General features: G+C 66.3%; 15 protein-coding genes. 6 read left to right on the top strand and 9 right to left on the bottom strand.

Translation table 11 applies throughout. The annotated features are described in order from the left end of the window. Positions 1–63 precede the first annotated feature (63 nt). The 8 genes from AC1DSF_RS26510 to AC1DSF_RS26545 form a co-directional block, all read right to left on the bottom strand. Positions 64–1,098, bottom strand: a complete 1,035-nt coding sequence (locus tag AC1DSF_RS26510; protein ID WP_478183737.1) for a DctP family TRAP transporter solute-binding subunit — start codon at positions 1,096–1,098, stop codon at positions 64–66. A 556-nt stretch (positions 1,099–1,654) separates the two neighbouring features. Next, positions 1,655–2,953 (bottom strand): TRAP transporter large permease, encoded by a 1,299-nt coding sequence (locus AC1DSF_RS26515; protein WP_478125915.1) that lies wholly within the window; start codon positions 2,951–2,953, stop codon positions 1,655–1,657. Next, entirely contained in the window at positions 2,950–3,522 is a 573-nt protein-coding gene (locus tag AC1DSF_RS26520) for a TRAP transporter small permease (RefSeq protein ID WP_478125916.1), read from the bottom strand. The genes AC1DSF_RS26515 and AC1DSF_RS26520 overlap by 4 nt, the downstream gene beginning before the upstream one ends. A gap of 150 nt (positions 3,523–3,672) precedes the next feature. Continuing rightward, on the bottom strand, positions 3,673–5,610 hold the full coding sequence (locus AC1DSF_RS26525) for an acyl-CoA synthetase (RefSeq protein WP_478125917.1): 1,938 nt from the start codon (positions 5,608–5,610) through the stop codon (positions 3,673–3,675). Then, positions 5,607–6,743 carry an acyl-CoA dehydrogenase family protein gene (locus AC1DSF_RS26530; RefSeq protein WP_478146402.1) on the bottom strand — a complete coding sequence of 379 codons (1,137 nt, stop codon included), beginning with the start codon at positions 6,741–6,743 and terminating at the stop codon, positions 5,607–5,609. The genes AC1DSF_RS26525 and AC1DSF_RS26530 overlap by 4 nt, the downstream gene beginning before the upstream one ends. Positions 6,744–6,753: 10 nt before the next feature. Beyond that, the gene (locus tag AC1DSF_RS26535; protein WP_478125919.1) at positions 6,754–7,962 is read right to left on the bottom strand and encodes an acyl-CoA dehydrogenase family protein; all 1,209 of its coding nucleotides are present in this window, start codon (positions 7,960–7,962) and stop codon (positions 6,754–6,756) included. 14 nt (positions 7,963–7,976) lie between these two features. Next, complete coding sequence (locus AC1DSF_RS26540) at positions 7,977–9,167, bottom strand: acetyl-CoA C-acyltransferase (RefSeq protein WP_478125920.1); 1,191 nt, start codon at positions 9,165–9,167, stop codon at positions 7,977–7,979. 10 nt (positions 9,168–9,177) lie between these two features. After that, positions 9,178–11,307: a 3-hydroxyacyl-CoA dehydrogenase NAD-binding domain-containing protein gene (locus AC1DSF_RS26545; RefSeq protein ID WP_478125921.1), complete on the bottom strand. Its 2,130-nt coding sequence runs from the start codon at positions 11,305–11,307 to the stop codon at positions 9,178–9,180. A 123-nt stretch (positions 11,308–11,430) separates the two neighbouring features. On the opposite strand from AC1DSF_RS26545, the gene AC1DSF_RS26550 reads away from it, so the two are divergent. The 3 genes from AC1DSF_RS26550 to AC1DSF_RS26560 all read left to right on the top strand — a co-directional run bounded on the left by AC1DSF_RS26550 (position 11,431) and on the right by AC1DSF_RS26560 (position 16,355). Further along, positions 11,431–12,345, top strand: a complete 915-nt coding sequence (locus AC1DSF_RS26550; RefSeq protein WP_478125922.1) for a LysR family transcriptional regulator — start codon at positions 11,431–11,433, stop codon at positions 12,343–12,345. Positions 12,346–12,412: 67 nt separating this feature from the next. Then, complete coding sequence (locus AC1DSF_RS26555; RefSeq protein WP_478183738.1) at positions 12,413–15,679, top strand: adenylate/guanylate cyclase domain-containing protein; 3,267 nt, start codon at positions 12,413–12,415, stop codon at positions 15,677–15,679. A gap of 22 nt (positions 15,680–15,701) precedes the next feature. Then, on the top strand, positions 15,702–16,355 hold the full coding sequence (locus tag AC1DSF_RS26560; protein WP_478125924.1) for a redoxin domain-containing protein: 654 nt from the start codon (positions 15,702–15,704) through the stop codon (positions 16,353–16,355). A gap of 28 nt (positions 16,356–16,383) precedes the next feature. On the opposite strand, the gene AC1DSF_RS26565 is transcribed toward AC1DSF_RS26560, so the two are convergent. Continuing rightward, positions 16,384–16,821 carry a JAB domain-containing protein gene (locus AC1DSF_RS26565; protein ID WP_478125925.1) on the bottom strand — a complete coding sequence of 146 codons (438 nt, stop codon included), beginning with the start codon at positions 16,819–16,821 and terminating at the stop codon, positions 16,384–16,386. Between the two features lie 98 nt (positions 16,822–16,919). Between AC1DSF_RS26565 and pyrC the strand changes: the two genes are divergently transcribed. The 3 genes from pyrC to AC1DSF_RS26580 are packed head-to-tail and all read left to right on the top strand — an operon-like array spanning position 16,920 to position 19,481. Beyond that, entirely contained in the window at positions 16,920–17,960 is a 1,041-nt protein-coding gene (gene pyrC / locus AC1DSF_RS26570; protein ID WP_478183739.1) for a dihydroorotase, read from the top strand. Further along, entirely contained in the window at positions 17,957–18,700 is a 744-nt protein-coding gene (locus tag AC1DSF_RS26575) for an NYN domain-containing protein (protein ID WP_478146393.1), read from the top strand. Before pyrC ends, AC1DSF_RS26575 begins: the two co-directional genes overlap by 4 nt. Positions 18,701–18,743: 43 nt before the next feature. After that, positions 18,744–19,481 carry a DUF3025 domain-containing protein gene (locus AC1DSF_RS26580; protein ID WP_478183750.1) on the top strand — a complete coding sequence of 246 codons (738 nt, stop codon included), beginning with the start codon at positions 18,744–18,746 and terminating at the stop codon, positions 19,479–19,481. Positions 19,482–19,540: the final 59 nt, after the last annotated feature.

A 19,540-nucleotide genomic window follows, 5' to 3' on the forward strand; every position in this document is an offset into this window, starting at 1 on the left:
GCCCTCAATGTGCTCGACGGCTTCATGCAGCACGCGGGCTGAGCGCCCGCGTGGCATGGGTTCTTACTGCTTGCGTGCTGCGACGGCCTGCTCGGCCTTCGTGACCAGATCGTTGCCGACAGTCGACTTCCACTTGGTGTAGACCGGGCGCGTCGCCTTCACAAAAGCATCGCGTTCGGCCGGCGTCAGTTGCGTCACGGTCACACCCATTGCGGCGATGTCCTTGAGCACGGGCTTGTCCGCACCGGTCAATCCTTTGCGGGCGAGCGCAATGTTCTGTTTGCCGGCATCGATGGCGGCTTGGCGAACGATGGCTTGATCAGCCGGCGTCCACGAGGCCCAGGTTTCCTTGTTGACGACGAACACGAGCGGATCGCACACGTAGCCCCAGGTGGTCACGAACTTCTGCCCGACGGTGTGCATCTTGAGCACGGTGAAGAGGAACAGCGGGTTCTCCTGTCCGTCGACGGCACCACTGGCGAGCGCGGGCTGCGCATCGGCCCAGCTCATCTGCGTGGGATTGGCGCCCAGCGCGGTGAACATGTCCGAGAAAATCGGTGAGCCGACGACGCGGATCTTCATGCCCTTCAAATCTTCGGGCGTCTTGATGGGCTTCTTCGAATTGGTGATTTCGCGGAAGCCGTTTTCACCCCATGCCAGAGGCACGACGCCAGACTTGTCGAGGGTCGAGAAAATTTCCTTGCCTACTTCGCCTTGCGTGAGCGCATCGACGGCTGCGTAGTCGGGCATCAGGAAGGGCATCGAGAAGAGGTTGAGCTGCTTGACTTGCGGTGACCAGTTGATGGTCGAACCCACGGCCATGTCGATGACGCCTTGGCGCAATGCGCTGAACTCGCGCGTCTGGTCGCCCTGGATCAGCGACACGCCAGGGTAGAGCTTGATGTTGATGCGGCCTTGAGTGCGCTCTTTCACGAGGTCGGCCCAGATGCGGCCCGCTTCGCCCCAAGGGGTCGGGGGGCCTAGGACCAGGGACATCTTGTATTCGGACTTGTAGGTCTGGGCGGGGGCTGCTACTGAGAAGCTGCCTAGGGTGGCTGCTACGGCCATGAGGGCTAGTAGGGAACGGCGGAATTTCATGGGTGGGTCTCCTTGGGGTAATACGTTTGAAAGGGTGGGGGGCGTCTTGGGGGGGCCGCCCGGTATGCGGTGCGGGCTGTGCGACCCCGCTGCGCCGGCCCTTCGGGCTTCCCTGCAGTGCTCGCCTCAGGTGGGGTCCGCGTGAAACTCGCTGCGCTCAAACACACGCGGCCCTGATCCACCTGAGGCTGCGCGCTTCGGCGGCGCAGAAGGGTCGCACAGCCCGCACCGCATACCGGGCTCTGTGGGTGGCGACGAATGCGCGCGCCTCGAAGGGTCGCAGCCTGCCCGTTATTCACGGCGATGGCGGCGGACCGTTCTCCCCCACCCTCTCTGCGATGGCGGGCGGTGTGCGCTGGGGCGGCCGTTGAGGCACCGCCGAGCAGCGCAGCGGTACGCGGATCAGGGCTCGCGACTGTTTGAGCCGCAGGCGAGTTTGAGCGGGACCCCGCGTATCGCGAGCAGCGCAGGGCAGCCGCAAAGCGGCCGGTGACGTCGGCCGCCCCAGCGCACACCGCCCGCCATCGCCACCCCCGCCCTTCCTGCATTTGCATTCCTAGTACCCCAATTTCCGGGGCAGCCACAACGCAAGTTCGGGCCAGGCGATGACAGCCACCATCACGAGGAACATCGCAAACAGCATCCAGCCCACCCAACGCACGGTTTCTTCCATGCGCACGTTGGCGATTCGGCAAGAGACCATCAGGTTCACGGCCAGCGGCGGCGTGAACTGTCCGAGTGCGACCTTGAGTGTCAGGATGACGCCGAACCAGACCGGGTCCCACTTGTAGTGCTGCACGATGGGCCACAGCAGCGGCACGAAGATCAGGAAGATCGAGACACCGTCGAGGAACATGCCGACGGTGATGAGCAGCAGGATCAACAGCGACAGCACGCCGTATTCGCCCAGGCCCGAATTCACGATGGCCCGCGTGACCGGGTCGATCACGCCCAGCGTCGACAACGAATACGCAAAGATCCCGGCAAGCGACACCACCAGCAGGATCACGGCCGACAACTCGCCCGATTCGCGCAGGATCGTGAAGAGGTCCTTGACCTTGATCGTGCGATGGATCGCCATTCCGACGAAGAGGCCATAGAACACTGCCACCACCGCTGCTTCGGTCGGCGTGAAGAGGCCCGCGCGCATGCCGCCGAGGATCAGCACAGGCGCAGCCAGGCCCCAGGTTGCTTCACGAAAGCTCTTCCAGAACGGCGGACGTGGCAGGCTCGATTCGAGCGCGCCCATCTTGTGCTTGCGGGCCAGCCACACTGCCGGAACGATCAGCGCGATGCCAGCCAGAATGCCGGGCACCATGCCCGCCGCGAAGAGCGCCGGCACCGATGCGCCCGGCACCAGCACCGAATACACGATGAAGGCCACCGAAGGTGGGATCAGGATGTCCGTGGCGGCCGCCGCGCCGACCACGCTGGCCGAATACGCATCGGGGTAGCCGGCACGCGACATCGCCGTGATCATCACCGCGCCAACCGCGGCCGCATTGGCAGGGCCTGAACCGGAGATGCCGCCGAGGAACATCGCCACGACGATCGCCACCAGCGGCAGCATGCCGGGGCCGCGCCCGACGATCGCGATAGCGAAGTTGACCAGCCGCAACGCCACGCCCGAGCGGTCGAAGATCGAGCCGACGAGCACGAACATCGGGATCGCGAGCAGCGGATATTTGCCGAGACCGGCGTAGAAGTTCTGCGGCACGGCGAGCAGGCCGAACCACTGCGCGTCGCCATTCGCCAATGCAATGCAGGCCGCGCCCGCGAGGCCGAGCGCCGCGCCGATCGGCACGCCGATCAGCATCATCAGGATGAAGGCGACGAAGAGGAGCGTGGGGATCATGGCTTCGCGCCCCGGTCATTCGCGCCATAGTTGGTCTTGCGGCCGCGTCGAACGAAGAGGCCGACCGCGCGCAGGGCGATGGCAAACGAGACGATGGGCAGCCAGATCGAATACCACCACTGCGGCACGCCAATGCCCGGCGACGTTTCTTCGAAGCGATAGTCGTCCCACACCACGCGCACGCTGAGTGCGGCGATCAGGAAGAACAGCACCGCGACCATGGCTGCGCCGAACTGCGCCAGGCGCTTGCGGCGCGCCATCGATCCGCTCTCGGCGAAATATTCGATGCGGATGTGGCGATCGCGCGCCACGGCCGCTGAGCCTGCGACCAGCGCCAGCAGGATCATCAGGAACACCGAGAACTCTTCGGTCCACGCGAAGGACGAATCGGTGAAATAGCGCACCAGCACGTTGGCGAAGGTGATGCAGGCCAGGAGGCCCATGATGACCACCGTCGCCCAGTCCTCGATGGCGAGCGGTACGCGCGTCGGTTCGTCGGCGGCTTGGATTTCAGGGGGAATGGGGCTGGCGGCGTCCAGCACAGGGCCGGACTCGTGGGGAGTGGTCATCGGGATTGCGGGCAGATGAGGCAGATGCCGTGTCACCGGGCGGACGCCGGGACGGGATCCGTGCACCTCGACAGCGAAGCGATGATGAATCGTAACGATCCATGACCACTTCGTTCATCGGGGGTTTCCTTAGCTGCCGGCGTCCCCGCCCTATGCCAGGACGACCTGCGTCTTGAAGGGAAGCCGGCCGAGCGCCTGCTGCAGTTGCTGGCGCAATGGATTCGCCAACTCGCCGGCGGCCTTTGCATCGATGACGACTTGCAATGCGTTTTCGCCGTCCGGCCGCACTTCCGGGCGCGCCGCGGCATCGACACCGAGCGCCGCGCAAGCTTCGTCGACCATGGTGGCGGCCACCTTGCGGGCGGCCATTGCGCGCAGTTCGGGCTTGTAGATCTTGCCGACGTTGGTCATCGGCATGGTTTCGATGACGACCACCGCCTTCGGCTTGGCCGGCGCTTCGTCGACGCGCTCGGCGGTAAAGGCCAGCAGTTCGGCTTCAGTGGCCGATGCGCCGGGGACGAGCGTCGCGAAGACCACCGGGAGTTCGCCCGCATAGGCATCGGGCGCGCCGACCGCCGCGCACAACTGCACGGCGGGGTGGGCGCCCAGGGCATCCTCGATCGTCTTCGGATCGATGTTGTGGCCGCTGCGGATGATCAGGTCCTTGGAGCGGCCGCTCAGGTTGAGCCGTCCTTCGTCGTCGAGCCACCCGAGATCGCCTGTGGCGAGCCAGCCGTCAGCGGTGAAGGCCTTCGCGTTATCGGCCGGGTCCACAAAGCCCGAAAACACATTCGGCGACTTGAACAACACCATGCCTTGCTCGCCCGGAGGCAGGTCGCGTTGGGTGGCGTTGCCGTTTTCGTCGAGCGCGACGATGCGCAGCTGCGAATAGGGCAGGCGAAATCCGACGCAGCCGGCCGGGCCGATGACGCCCGGCGGCGTGATGGTCGAAATGCCGGCCATCTCGGTCATGCCGAGGCTTTCATGCACATGCAGGCCGAAGAGGCGCTCGAAGCGCGCTGCGAGTTCGGGGGCCAGCACGGCGGCGCCGGTGCGGCAGTAGTTGATCGACGAGATGTCAGCGCCATCGAGCGGCACGTTGGCCAGCGCGGCGAGCACGGTCGGCACCGCGGACAGCGACGTGGGACGGTATTTCTCGACCAGCCGCCAGTAGTTGCTCAGCACCTGCTTGTTGCGCAGCAGGGTGGTGGTCGGGATGATCATCTCGACCCCCGCCGACAACAGCGAGAGTGACGCCGGCAGCACGCCCGCCACATGGAACAAGGGGTAGCCGTTGATGGCGGCATCGTTCGGGCCCTGTCCGGTGATCTGGATGCTGGCCCACGCCGTGAACACTTGCGCGCCGTGACTGTGGCGCGCAAGCTTGGGCGCGCCGGTCGTGCCGCCGGTGTGGAAATACGCGGCGATGTCGATCGGCTGAATGTCGCGCTCACTCACCAGACGGTCGGAGGGCTCTCTCGCGCGCAGGGCATTGAAGTCGGCCACGCGTTCGGGCAGCGTACCGGCGCTGCCCGGCACTTCGTCGTGCGGCGCGACGCGCAGCACGGTGGTGAGCGTGGGCACCTGCGAGCGCAGCCGCATCGCCTTGGACCACATGCCCGAATCGGATTCGGACCCATAGGCGATGAGCACCTTCGCACGGCCCGCCGTCATCAGCGAAACCAGCTTCTCGTCAGTCAGAAGCGGGTTGAGCGGCTGCGTGATGCCCGCTGCCGCGCCGCCCCAGAGCGCGAGGTGATATTCGAGACACGCCGGCATCAGCACCGCCACCGCGTCGTCGGGACCGACACCGAGGCCGTGCAGCATATTCGCGGTCTGGTGGATGCCCGCCAGCAGTTCGGCATAGGACCACCGGATCGGCTCGTCGGCGGGATCGCCAGTCCGCAGGAAAGTCAGCGCCGGTTTGTCGCCGAAAGCCGCGCCCGAATTGCGGAAGATCTCGTAGGTGCTTCGGACCGTGAGCGCTTCGCCGAGCGGGGTTTCCTCGATCTTTCGGATGTCCGCCATGCTACGGACCGGAAACGCCTGGCTGAATGGCGCAGCGGTGCGCATGGGTTGGGTGCTCATGAGGGCTGCCTGCCGAGTTCGATGTAGCGCTGCAAGTGACGGTCTTCGTCACCGAGCTGATGGTCGATCATCACGAGACGCTTGGCAAAGTGGGCCAGCGGCAGTTCCCAGGTCATGCCGATGCCGCCGTGCAACTGGATGCTCTCCTGGGCCACCAGCGTGCCGATGCGCCCGATGCTGAATTTCGCGGCCGACAGCGCGCGCTCGCGCGTGAGCCGGTCCGCGCCGATGGCTGCCGCGGCGTTGATCACGGCCGAGCGTGCCTGTTCGATCTCGAGGAGAAGGTCCGCCATGCGATGTTGCAGCGCCTGGAAGCTGCCGATGAGCATGCCGAACTGCTTGCGCGTGCGCAGGTATTCGAGCGTGGCGGTCTTGGCGGACTCCATGGCCCCGAGCGCCTCGGCGCACAGGGCGAGAATCCCGCGGCCGACTGCGCGCTCGAGCGTGGCGTAACCCGCGCCTTCGGCACCCAGCAGTGCGTCCGCGCCGAGCTTTGCCTTTTCGAAGGTCAGCTCCGCGACGCGGCCTCCATCGATGCCGGCGCAGCCACGCACTCTCAGGCCGGGCGTATTGGCAGGCACGATGAAGAGCGAGATACCGGCTTCGTCATCGACCGAGCCCGAAGTGCGGGCCGTGACGACGAAGAGGTCGGCCCGCTCGCCCTGCGCGACCACTGCCTTGGCGCCCTTGAGCACCCAGCCATCGCCGCTGCGCTCGGCGCGCGTCTGCACGCGGGAGAGTTCGTAGTGCGATTCGGGCTCGTCGTGCGCGAAGGCCGCCATGGTGGTGCCGCCGACGATGTCTGCCAGCAGCTTCTTCTGTGCATCGTTGCCTGCAAGGGCGATCGCTTCGCCTGCCATCACGGCACCGAGCAGCGGCTCGACCACGAGGCCGCGACCGAGTGCCTCGAAGACCACCGCGATGTCGAAGCCCTCGCCGCCGAAGCCGCCATCGGCTTCCCTGAAGAGCGCGCCGATCACGCCCAGTTCCGCAAACTGTTGCCAGATCTCCGTGCTGTAGCCCTGGGGCGATCGTGCAATGCGGTCGCGTGTCTCAAAGCCGTACTGCTCCGCGATGAAGCGGTTCAGGCTGTCGGCGAGCATGCGCCGGTCTTCGGTGTGTTCGAAGTTCATGGCAGTTCTCTCAGAGTCCGAGGATCATCTTCGAGATGATGTTCTTCTGGATTTCATTGGAGCCGCCGAAGATCGACAGCTTGCGGTTGTTGAAGTAGCGCGCTGCTGCGGATGCGGCATAAGCGGGGCCGAAAGGTTCGCCACTGAAGCCTTCCTCCAGCGCCTCGGCAACGAAGGGCCGTGCATAGGCGCCCATCGCACGTCGGGCGAGCGATGAGATTTCCTGGCGTATCTCGGTGCCGCGGATCTTCAGCATCGAGCTTTCCGCACCGGGCACGCCGCCACCGGCCACAGCCGCGATCACGCGCAGGTTGGTCGTCTTCATGTTTTCAAGGTCGATCTCGACGCGGGCCATGCGTGCCGCGAAGGCCGGATCGTCGGCCAGCGGGCGGCCGTTCTTCGTCTGCCCGGCGGCGATTTTCTTGAGCTGTTCCATGGCGGCGACGGAGAAGCCCACGCCTGCGATGTTGGTGCGCTCATAAGTCAGCAGGTACTTGGCGCAGGTCCAGCCCTTGTTCTCTTCGCCGACAAGGTTCTCCGCAGGCACGCGCACGTCCGAGAAGAAAACCTCGTTCACTTCGTGCTCGCCGTCGAGCGTGATGATCGGTCGCACTTCGACGCCGTGCGACTTCATGTCGATCAGCAGGAAGCTGATGCCTTCCTGCTTCTTGGCCTCGCGATTCGTGCGCACCAGGCAGAAGATCATGTTGGCGTGGTGGCCCAGCGTGGTCCATGTCTTCTGACCGTTGACGATGTAGTGGTCACCTTCGGCATCGTGGCCGCGCACGGCCTGGGTCTTGACCGCGGCGAGATCGGAGCCGGCGCCCGGTTCCGAATAGCCCTGACACCACCAGTCGGAGCCGTCGAGGATGCGCGGAAGCCAATAACGCTTCTGCGCCTCGTTGCCGTACTTGATCAGCACCGGGCCGAGCATGTTCACGCCGAAGGGCACGATGCGCGGTGCATGGGCGAGGGCGCATTCGTTTTCGAAGATGAACTTCTCGACGGCAGTCCATCCCGGTCCGCCGTATTGCTCGGGCCAATGGTTCGCGAGCCAGCCGCGCTCGTTCAGGATGGCGTGCCATTCCTGCATGTCGGCCTTGCTCAGGTGCTTGCCGGTGGCGACCTTGTCGGAAAGCCGCTTGGGCAGCTTGTCAGCGAGGAAGGAACGCACTTCGCTGCGGAAGGCTTCTTCTTCGGGCGTGAAGTTCAGGTCCATGACTGGTTCTCCGCTCAATAGATTTCAAAGAGCCCCGCAGCGCCCATGCCGCCCGCGATGCACATCGTGACGACCGCGTACTTCGCGCCGCGGCGCTTGCCTTCGATCAGCACGTGGCCGGCAAGTCGTGCACCGGTCATGCCGAAGGGGTGGCCGATGGAAATCGCGCCGCCGTTGACGTTCAGCCGTTCCGACGGAATGCCGAGCTTGTCCTGGCAGTAGATCGATTGCGAGGCGAAGGCTTCGTTGAGTTCCCACAGGTCGATGTCACTCACCTTCAGTCCGTGGCGTGCCAGCAGTTTCGGCACCGCAAAGACAGGGCCGATGCCCATCTCGTCGGGCTCGCAACCCGCGACCGCCAAGCCGCGGAAGGCGCCCAGGGGCTTGATGTTGGCCCGCTCGGCTTCCTTGGCTTCCATCAGCACGCAGGCCGATGCGCCATCGGAGAGCTGCGAGGCATTGCCTGCGGTGATGAACTTGTCCGCGCCCATGACCGGTTGCAGCTTGGCAAGCGCCTCATATGTCGTGCCGCGGCGGTTGCAGGTGTCGTGGTCGATCGTCACCTCGCGCTGCGTGACTTCCTTGGTGTCCTTGTTCGTCTCGGCCATCGTCGTGGTGCAGGCCACGATCTCGTCCTTGTAGCGCCCGGCGATCTGCGCCTCTTCGGTCTTGCGCTGGCTCTCGGCGGAGAAGCGGTCCTGCGCTTCGCGGCTGATGCCGTAGCGCTGCGCCACGATGTCGGCGGTTTCGATCATCGCCATGTAGAGCGCGGGCTTGTGCTGGACGATCCACGGGTCCATGCCGCTGTCGCCACTGTCGGTCGCGCTGCGCGAGCGGATCTGCGAGATGCTTTCGACACCGCCCGCGATCATGGCCGGCGCGCCGTCCACCACGATGCGGCCCGCCGCCATCGCGATCGCCTGCAGGCCCGATGCGCAGAAGCGGTTGACGGTGGTGCCGGCGATCGAGATCGGCAGGCCCGCGCGGATGATGGTCTGGCGTGCGATGTTGCGGCCGGTGGTGCCTTCGGGATAGCCGCAGCCGAGGATCGCGTCTTCGATCAGCGCGGGATCGATGTCCGCGCGCTCCACGGCGGCCTTGACCGCGAACGCGGCCAGCGTGGCGCCGGGCGTGATGTTGAATTCGCCGCGGTGCGCCTTGGTGAGCGGGGTGCGGGCGGTGGAAACAATGACGGCTTCGCGCATGGGGCGCTCCTTATTCGGATTGGTTGAGGCTTGCGAAATCGGCGCCGCGTTCGACCAGTTCGACCAGCAGCGGAGAGGGTTTCCAGAACACCGGGTCTTCCTTGGCGAATTCGCGGATGTCCGCGAGCACCTTGTCCAGACCCACGGTGTCGGCGTACTTCATCGGGCCACCGCGAAAGCGCGGAAAGCCGTAGCCATAGAGAAAGGTCACGTCGACATCGAGCGGCCGCAGGGCGATGCGCTGGTGGACGACGTTGGCGCCCTCGTTGATCATTGCGGCCATGTAGCGGCGCATGATTTCCTCGTCGCTGAAACTGCGCGGCGTGATGCCGGCGCGCTGGCGTTCGGCGTCGATGATGGCGAGCACTTCGGGGTCCGGCGTGCCGGTGCGCGCGCCTTCGGGATAGAGGTAGTAGCCGCGCTGCGTCTTCTGGCCGAACCAGCCGCGCTCGCAGATGCGATCGGCAATCTGCACATAGCGCGCCTTCGGGTCCCTCGTCGCAGCCTTGCGCTTGCGCGTGGCCCAACCGATGTCGCCGCCGGCGAGGTCCGAAACCTGGAAAGGCCCCATCGGATAGCCGAAGTCACGCACCGCCTTGTCGATCTGGTAGGGCGATGCCCCGTCTTCCATCATGTGATCGGCGGCCTGCCGATACACCGCGAGGATGCGATTGCCGATGAAGCCGTCGCACACGCCGGCGCGCACCGGCACCTTCTTGAGCTTCTTGGCAAGCTCGAAGCCGGTGGCGACCACATCGGCGCTCACCTTGGCAGGCACCACGATTTCCAGCAGCTTCATGATGTTGGCCGGCGAGAAGAAGTGCAGGCCCACCACGTCGGCCGGGCGCGAAATGCTGGCGGCGATCTCGTCGATGTCCAGGTAGGACGTGTTGGTCGCGAGCACCGCACCGGGCTTGCACACGCGATCGAGTTCGGCAAAGACGGCCTTCTTGACGCTCATGTCCTCGAAGACGGCTTCGACCACGATGTCGACCTTTGCGAGTGCATCGTAGGAGATCGAGCCCGAGAAGCGTGCCATGACCGCGGCCTTGGTCTCGAGCGTCATGCGGCCCTTTTGAATGAGGCCGTCGTACACCTTCTCGACGTTGGCGCGGCCGCGCGCGAGCTGGGTGTCGTCCCGTTCGATCATCGTGACCGGCATGCCCGCATCGAGCATGGCCACCGCGATGCCCGCACCCATCGTGCCGCCGCCGACGATGCCGGCCGAATCGAGGGGGCGGGGCTTGGCGGCCTTGGTCTCGGGCGCCTTCAGCACTTCGCGCTCGGCAAAGAAGGCGTGGATCAGGCCGGCGCGCTGCGGGCTCTCGATGCACTGCATGAAGAGCTTGCGCTCGAGCGCCATGCCTTCGTCGAAGGGCAGCGTGAGCGCGGCTTCCACCGCTTCGACGATCTTCATCGGCGAGAACAGGCCGCGGCTCTTCTTGGCGGTGTCGGCGCGGGCAGCTTCGAGTGCCGCGCGGCTTGCATCAGCGTCGGCCAGCGCCTGGGCGTCGCGCGTGCGGCGCACCGGCGCGTTGCCGGCGATGAGTTCCTTGGCGTAGGCGAGGCCTTCGGCCAATGCGTCGGCGCCGACGCCCGCTCTGTCGATCAAGCCCAGCGCAAGCGCTTCCTTGGCATTGGCGTGGCGACCGCTCAGCATCAGTTCGATGGCCGGCTTGACGCCGATGAGGCGCGGCGTGCGTTGCGTGCCGCCTGAGCCGGGAATCAGGCCCAGCGCCACTTCAGGCAGGCCCAGCTTGGCCGAAGGCACTGCGAAGCGGTAGTGCGCCGACAGCGCGACCTCCAGGCCGCCGCCCAGCGCCGCACCGTGAATGGCGGCCACCACGGGCTTGCTGCAGTCCTCGATGCGTTTGCAGACTTCGGGCAGCGACGGCGGCTGCGGCGTCCTGCCGAATTCGCGGATGTCGGCGCCGGCGATGAAGTTGCGCCCTGCGCCGACGATCAGCACTGCGCGGGCGTTGGTGTCGGCCTCGGCTGCATCGATGGCCGCCACGAGACCGCGTCGGACGTCGACGCCGAGCGCATTCACGGGTGGGTTGTCGACGGTCACCACCATCACGTCGCCATCGCGGCGGAAGGTGACGGGCAGGGAAGCTGGGGAGGGTGAAGTAATGGCCATGCTGTGTGTCTCCGAAGGCGTGCGAGGGCGAACTGAGCATTCTTGATCCGGCGTGCCGCTTTGACAATTGCATTGCACGTTGACAGACTGTCAAAGAATTTTTGACAAAATGCCGACCCAACCATGGATCTGCAGTCGCTCACTCTTCTGGTCGAAATCCTCGACGCCGGCAACCTGAGCGAAGCCGCGCGCCGGTTGAAGATGAGCCGCGCCAACGTGAGCTATCACCTCAACCAGCTCGAGCGCTCGGTTGGTGCGCAGCTGGTGCGGCGCACCACGCGGCGCGCCGAGCCCACGGAGATCGGATTGCGGCTCTACCAGCACGGCGTGGCGATCCAGGGCGAACTGGTGGCTGCGCGGGAATCGGTCACCATGCTGGGCCAGAGCCTCCAGGGACGGGTGCGGCTGAGCGTGCCCAGCGGCTACGGGCAACTCGTCATGTCCGAATGGCTCATCGACTTCAAGCGGCAGTACCCCGGCATCGTGCTCGACGTGCTGTTCGAGAACCGCATCGAAGACCTGCTGCGCGACGAAGTGGACATCGCGATCCGCGTGATTCCCGAGCCGCCGCAGAACCTCGTTGCGCGCGAACTCGGTCCGGTGCGCTACGTGGCCTGCGCGTCGACCGCTTATGCGCAGGCGCATCCGCTGCCCACGCAACTCGATGACCTGCAGGGCGCGCCGGTGGTGACTGCCGCGGTGATCGGTCGTCAGTTGCGCATCTCCGCCTACCAGGGCGAGGAGCGCCGCGAGGTGGTCCTGGAGCCGACGCTGATTTCCGAGAACTTCCTGTTCCTGCGGCAGGCCATCCTTGCCGGCCTGGGCATCGGCCTCGTGCCCGACTACGTCGTGAACGACGACGTGCGGCGCGGCGACGTGGTGACCACGCTCGGCGACTGGCGCCTGAGCATCTTCGGCACGCAGATGTTCATGCTCTACATGCCCAACCGCCAGCACACGCGCGCGACGCGGACTTTCATCGACTTCATCCTGGAACGGGCGAGAGGCACCGCGGGCGGCATCGTGCAGCCCGCGTAGCGCCTCCGGGCGCCCGCCCATGGCGCGGTCTGTGGAAGTCGGGCAGCATGGAGGCACGGAACCTTCGATGACCACGACCTGTGTCGGCTGCGGCGCCGATGTGCTGCCCGCGTCTTCCTTCTGCCAGCGCTGCGGGCGTCGGCTGGCCCGTTCCTGTGCATCGTGCGGATTCGAATGCGATTTCGATTTCGCGTTCTGCCCGCGCTGCGGTACGGCGCGCGCGGCGGCCGTCAGCCCGCCGCCACCGCCACCACCGCCGCCGCCCGCACCCAGCGAGGCCAGCCACGAAGCCGATCGCAGACAGGTCACCGTGGTGTTCGCCGACCTGACCGGCTTCACCTCATTGGCCGAAGGGCTCGACCCCGAAACGCTGCGCACCTTCCAGAACGCGCTGTTCGCCACGATGGCGCAGGCCATCGCGCGCTACGACGGCTTCGTCGAGAAATTCGTCGGCGATGCGGTCATGGCCGTGTTTGGTGCACCGCGCGCGCACGAGGACGACCCGCTGCGCGCAGTGGAGGCAGCGCAGGACATGATGCATGGCGTCGGGCAATTGAGCGCGCATTGGCTGTCGCGTCTCGGCCGGCCTGTCACCTTGCACATCGGCGTGCATACCGGCGCCGTGGTCGCCGGCAGCCTGGGCAGCGGCACCGGCAGCGCGTATGCCGTCACCGGCGACACGGTGAACACCGCGTCGCGATTGCTCACGGCCGCCGCGCCGGGCAGGGTACTGGTCTCGGAAGCGACGCACGCGATGGTGCGCCACCGCTTCGAATTCGAGCCGCCCGCCGAACTGGCGCTGCGCGGCAAGGCCGAGCCCATGCGCGTGCATTGCCTGATCGGCATGCGCTCGGAACTGGCCTCTGCCCGCGGGCTCGCCGATTTGGGGCTCTCGGCGCCGCTGGTCGGGCGCGGGGACGCGGTCGAACGTCTGCTGGCTGCGTTCGACCGCATGCAGGGCGGATCGGCACAGGTCGTCAGCGTCGTCGGCGAGGCCGGCGCCGGCAAGTCCCGGCTGCTCGCCGAATTCTTCGCGCGCCTGGAAGGCGACGAACGCCTGACGGCGACGGGCGTCCGTCGCGCCAACTGTTCGTCGCTCGGGGAGCCGACCTATGGCACCTTCGGCGCGCTGTTTCGGGATGCCTACCACGTGGATGCCGGCGAATCGCTGGAATCGGCGCGGCGCAAGCTGCAGGAGGGCTTGACGGCCCTCGGCGCGAATGCCGACGAGGCCGATGCGGTGGCCAAGGTGCTGAACTACCTGCTCGGTATCCAGGACACCAGGCCGCGCGACATCGAGCCAGAGCAGCTGCAGCGCCAGATCACGCTGGCAGCGCGGGCGCTGATCGAGCGCCGGCTGGCGCAGCAGCCGGTGATGATCGTGGTCGACGACCTGCATTGGGCCGATGCGGCATCCGTCGACTTGCTCGGAGAGGTCATCGACCAGCTGGCGGACCGGCCCTTGATGGTGCTGGTCTTCCAGCGTCCGGGTTCGCGCTCGCTGTCCAGCGACAGGGCCGAGGCAACCGGGATCGAGCTGGGTCCGCTCCCTGCGCAGGAGGCGCGCTCGCTCGTGCGTCATCTGCTGGACGCGTCCGCGGACGATGACCTGGCGCCGGTGCTCGATTTCGTGGCGGCCCGCGCCGGCGGCAACCCGCTGTTCGTCGAGGAAATCGTTCGTTCCCTGGCCGGGCGCGGCCTGCTCGTGCAAAAGGACGGACGCTGGGTCTGCGAGGACCCCTGCGACAGCGTGGACGTTCCGCCGACGCTGTATGGCCTGCTGCTGTCGCGCATCGACGGATTGGGCGCGGACGACCGGCGCGTGCTGCAGGAGGCGGCCGTGTGGGGCGCCGGCTTCGAAAGCGCACTGTTGCAGCGTATCGCGAGCGAGCCGCAATCGGTCGAGGCATCGTTGCGTCGGCTTGCGGCGGCCGATCTCGTCCGGGCCGATGGGCAGGGCTGGTGCTTCACCCATGCGCTGCTGCACGAAGTGGCCTATCAGAACCTGCTGCTCTCGCGGCGGACCGAATTGCACCAGCGCGCCGGCCTCGCGCTGGAAGCCGTGCTGGGCGTCGACGCCCAGGCGCCCATCGATGAGGAGGCGCGCAGCACGCTGCGCCTGGCGGAGCTGGAAGCGCTGGCGCACCATTGGAGCCTGTCGCCCGACAAGGCGCGGGGCGCGCGCTATCTCGTGGCCGCCGGAGACTGGGCGCGCGCGGTCTACGCCAACGACGACGCCATTCGCCACTACGAACGCGCGCTGCAAACGCTGTCCGGGTCGGCGGCTGACTCGGTCGCCGCGAAGGCCGAGGTCGAGACGGCCGAACTCGACGCCCGCGAGCGCCTCGGCGACCTGCTCGGCTTGCAGGGGCGGCGCGCCGATGCGCTTGCGCAATACCGGATCGTGCAGGACGCGGACCCACGGCGGGACGAGCCTGTTCGCACGGCGCGTGTGCTGCGGAAGACCGGCGGCCTGCACTGGGAGGCCGGGGAGCGCGAGCGCGCCAGCGCCTGCTTCAGCGCTGGTCTCGACCGGCTCGGCGAAGAAGGTGACCGGATCGAACGCGCGCACCTGTTCCAGGAAATGGGCCGGCTGGCTTTCCGGGCCGGCGACAACGACACCGCCTTGGCGCTGGCACAGCGCGCGCTGGCGGAGGTGCCTGCAGAGCCGACGGGCCGCGAGCGGGAAGCCAGCGTCGTGCGCGCCGAAGCCTGCAACACGCTTGGCGTCGCGCTGGCACGGCTGGGGCGGCCGGCAGAGGCGGTGGAGCACGTCGAAAACAGCGTCGCCCAGGCAGAGGCGAACAACATGCTGCAGGCGGCCTGCCGCGGCTACACGAACCTGGGCGTGCTGTACGCGTCGCTCGATCCGCAGCGCAGCATCGAAACCTGTCTGCGCGGCCTGGAAACCGCCCGCAAGGTGGGCGATCTCGGCTTCCAGTCGCGGCTGTACGCGAACCTTGCGGTGGCCTATTGCGCGCTGACGAATCGCTGCGAAGCGGAGGGAATCGAGGCCGCGCGGGCCGCCGCCAGCCTCGATCGCCGGCTCGGACTGCTCGACCATCTGGCGGTGCCGCTCATCGTGCTGGGGCAGATCTATCAGTGCCATGGGGACCAGGCGCGCGCCTTCGCGTCCTACAAGGAAGCCCTGGCGCTGGCCGAGCAGATCGACGAGCCTCAACTGCTCTTTCCCTGCTACGATGGATTGGCTACGCTGTACCTCGATGCCGGGCGCCCCGCACAGGCGGAAACCTACCTCGCAATGGCACAGGCGGTATGCGAGCGCGCAGGCCTCGAGCCCGACGCCCTGATGGTGCTTCCGTTCCTCTGCTGAACCTGCCTGAAGGAGCCTCGATATGGCATATGTGATGAGTCATCCCGTGGCGCCGGGCGACCCGGCCCCCGATTTCGCGCTTCCGGCCGTGGCCGGTCCCGACACCGTTTCGCTCGCTGACTACCGCGGACGGAGCCCCGTCTTCCTCGCACTCATGGTCGGCCTGTGGTGCCCGTTCTGTCGACGACAGCTCGTCCAGCTCGGTGCGCTGGAACAGAAGCTCAAGGCCATCGGCGTGGAGACGCTGGCAGTCGTGGCGACCGAACCCGAAAACGCCCGCCTGTACTTCAAATTCAGGCCGACGAAGCTGCGCCTGGCGTCCGATCCCGAACTGTCGACCCATCGCGCCTTCGGCGTGCCGAAGCCAGAGCCGACGCCCGAAATGCTGCAGCAGCTCGACGAAGTCCGCGTCAATCCCTTCGGTGATCTTCCCGAACCGCTGCCGATCTCCCAGGCAGCCAAGGTGATCGGCGATCTCGACGGCTACGTGTGCACGCCGACCGATGCGAGCGAAGTCGACAGGCAATGGCCGCAACTCAAGGCGCAGTACATGATCGACCGCGATGGCATCGTGCGCTGGGCGGAAATCGAATGCGCGAGTGAAGGCCTGCCCGGCATCGGCAAGCTTCCGTCGGAAGAAGTGATCCTCGGCGCCGCGCGCGCCTGCGCCATCTAAAGCGGCCTTGCGGGCAACCGCGGCAGTGTCAGATCAGACCTTGGTCCCGGAAGCTGTAGAACTCGCCGTAGCCGATGATGATGAAATCCTGCAGCACCATGTCGTGCAGCGTGCCGAGTTCCTTCATGCGAAGTGCCACGGCGATGTCGGCTTTCGAAGGCTTGCAGGTGCCGGACGGATGGTTGTGGACGACGACCAGCGAGGATGCTCTGGCGAGCATGGCATTCCTGAATATCTCCACGGGCTCGAGTACCGCGTGGTGCGCCGTGCCCATGGACGCGACTTCATATGACAGGATTTCCAGCTGAGGATTCAGGTGCAGGACAACGACCTTTTCCTTCGTTTCGTCCTGCATGTCCTTGAACAACTCATAGACCTGCAGTGGGTTCTCCACGGGCTTGTTCAGCAGGTCATCGTCCACTCGCCTTCGAGTGAACGTGACTTTCAGTTCCTTCAAGTACGCCATAGATCCTCCGCTTTGATTCTGCGGCCCGATCGTATCAATCGGCATCCACAGGACGTTCGTCCACGCGAGGCCGGCGCGCGATGGGACAATCCCGCCCCATGACAAGCCCCGCCGACTCCCTCACCATCACCCGGCCCGACGACTGGCACCTGCATGTGCGCGACGGCGCCCCGCTCGAAGCCGTGGTCCCGCACTCCGCGCGCCAGTTCGGCCGCGCGCTGATCATGCCGAACCTGCGCCCTCCAGTGACCACCGCTGAGCAGGCCGTGGCATATCGCGAACGCATCCGCGCCGCTGTGCCCGCTGGCGTGGACTTCGAGCCCGTCATGTCGCTCTACCTTACCGACAGGCTTCCGCCCGACGAAATCGAACGGGCCGCCGCGGCCGGCGTGCGCGCACTCAAGCTCTACCCGGCCGGCGCCACCACCAACAGCGATGCCGGCGTGACCGATACCAAGAAGACCTACGCCACCCTCGAAGCCATGCAGAAGCACGGCCTGCTGCTGCTGGTGCATGGCGAGGTGACAGACCCCGCCGTCGATCTCTTCGACCGGGAAGCCGTTTTCATCGATCGCGTGATGATTCCGCTGCGCCGCGACTTCCCCGAGCTGAAGGTCGTCTTCGAGCACCTGACGACCAAGGAAGGCGCCCACTACGTGCGCGACGCGAGCCGCTTCACGGCGGCGACCATCACAGCGCACCATCTGCTCTACAACCGCAACGCGATCTTCACGGGGGGCATCCGGCCGCACTACTACTGCCTGCCGGTGCTCAAGCGTGAGACGCACCGCGTGGCGCTGGTCGAAGCGGCGACCAGCGGCAGCGATCGATTCTTCCTCGGCACCGACAGCGCGCCTCATCCCGCCCACCTCAAGGAACACGCCCTGGGCTGTGCCGGCTGCTACACCGCGCTGACGGCGCTGGAGCTCTATGCGGAGGCTTTCCACAACGCCGGCGCGCTCGACAAGCTCGAAGGCTTTGCCAGCTTCCACGGCGCCGACTTCTACGGCCTGCCGCGCAACAATGGCACTGTGACCCTGCGGCGCGAAAGCTGGACAGTGCCTGAAGCAGTGCCCTATGGCGATGCCACGCTGAAGCCGCTGCGCGGCGGCGAAACCATCGGCTGGAAGCTTTCATGAACGGCACTCCACGCGTGATGCTGCTCATCGATGCCGACAACGTTTCCGCCGATGTCATCGAGCAAGCCGTGCAGCGCACGCTGGCGGAGCACGGCAGCGTCCATGTCCGGCGCGCTTACTGCAATGCCGAGACTGCGATCAAGCAGCAGGCGCTTTTCAAGCGACTGTCGGTGCGGCCAATGGTCAATATTTCCGCGGGCAAGAACAGCACCGACATCGCTCTCGCGGTCGACGCCATGGACCTGGCAGTCGCCGAGCGTCCGGATATCGCCGTGCTCGTGTCGTCCGATTCGGATTTCGCGCCGCTCGTCATCCGGCTGCGAGAGAAGGGCTGCCGCGTCTGCGGTATTGGTCAGCAAGGCAAGACGGGCGACGACACCGTGGGCGTGTACGACAGCTTTGTTGATCTTCAGCACCATTCGACAGCGAAGCCGGCGGTCGCCAAACCCGCCACCAAGCGCGCCGCGCGTGCGCCCCGGCGCACCAAGGCCGAGCAGCCTGCGGCGCCGCGCGCACCCGCCCTGCCCGACGAAGTGATTCGCATCCTTCAAGCAGTCCCCGAATTGGGCATGGGTCGCCAGGTGGAGCTCAACGTTGCCGCTGAACGGCTGCGCGCTGCGAAGCTGCTCGGCACGACTGTGAGCTCGCCGAAGTTCTTCGGCAAACACCCCGAGCTGTTCGCGCTGACCCCGGAAAAGAGGCCCAACAAGGTGCAGTTCGTCGGGCCCACGACTACGTGAATCCGTCTTGGCCAGTTGGAAGATCGACACCGCGGCTGCCTGGATGGCACCCTATGCAAGGTGCGCCGAACGCGTGGGCACGCGTACGAAGCAAGGTGCGAGCGCCGCTGAAGCTTTGGTAGCCGAAGCGGCGAGCATCGAGTTGCGCGCAGGGTTTCTGCGCTTTGTTGCGCCTGACAGCGCACCGCCAAACGAAGCGTACGAAGCCTTCATCCATCGCACCGCGTGCGTGCCCACGCGCGACAACCTCCACGATCTCTTCAACGGCCTGGTGTGGCTGCACTTTCCCCAAGCCAAGCGGCGGCTCAACGAGCTGCAGGCCGCCGAGATCGCCCGCGCGGGCATCGGCGCGTCGCGCGGTCCGCTGCGCGATGCACTGACACTCTTCGACGAGAACGGCGCCGTGCTCGACGCGCCGCCGCCATTGTGGGAAGCATTGCTCGCGCGCGACTGGCATGGGCTCTTCGTCACGCAGCGAACGCTCTGGCGCGACTCGCGGCTGCTGGTGTTCGGGCATGCACTGCTCGAAAAGCTGGTGTCGCCGCGCAAGGCCGCGACGGCGCATGTCCTCATGGCGCCGGGGGGAAATCATTCGATCGCGCCGGACGATGCCGGCATAGTCTCGGCACTGGACCCCGCACACCTCACGGCCAAGCCCTTCGTGCCGCTGCCCGTGCTTGGCGTGCCCGGGTGGTGGATGCCCAACGAGAACTTTTCCTTCTATGATGATCCGGCCGTTTTTCGTCCTCGCAGGGTCGCAGAACCAAGCCCAAACCCATAGACCTTGCCGTACCGCGCAGCTTGAACCGGAGCCGTCCGGCCCCAACTGTGCACACGTTT

The sequence above is a fragment of the Variovorax sp. 01N429 genome (genome assembly GCF_056399425.1).